The organism is Prevotella sp. CAG:255 (assembly GCF_000431195.1).
Taxonomy (GTDB): Bacteria; Bacteroidota; Bacteroidia; order Bacteroidales; family Bacteroidaceae; genus Prevotella; species Prevotella rara.
Window position 1 is genome coordinate 1 of the sequence record NZ_HF986821.1, and the last position, 408, is coordinate 408.

A 408-nucleotide genomic window follows, 5' to 3' on the forward strand; every position below is an offset into this window, starting at 1 on the left:
CGGCAAGCAGGAGCGACAATAACAAAATTCTGTATCTCATCATAGCACGCGCACCTCGTCAATGGTTTCTGCATTGGCCACGTCATCACTTTGCACCTCGAACACTTGGTGGCGGCCTCCCTGCTTCTCACTCATCTCCACAACGAGCATCTTGCCGTCGGGAATGGTGAACTTTGGCAGGGCGAACACCGTGCGCTCTGCCTTTCCGCCGTCAACGCGCGTGGCGTAGTTGTACGCCCTAAGCGGATAGATGACCTGCTCCTGCATGGCCGTGCGCTTGACCACTTTCTTGTCGACAATCTTGAAAGTGACGAAGTCCACGTCGAAAGGCACGTTGCCCTTGTTCCTCGTCTCGGTGTGGAAATAAAGCAGGTCGCCGTGGGCGTAAAGTCCTTTCAGCAGGAACTG

At 55.1% G+C, this 408-nt stretch carries 1 protein-coding gene; it reads right to left on the bottom strand.

The annotated features are described in order from the left end of the window. Positions 1–39: 39 nt before the first annotated feature. A partial coding sequence (gene traN / locus QVO66_RS09735) for a conjugative transposon protein TraN (protein ID WP_288172787.1) occupies positions 40–408 on the bottom strand: 369 nt, incomplete at its 5' end.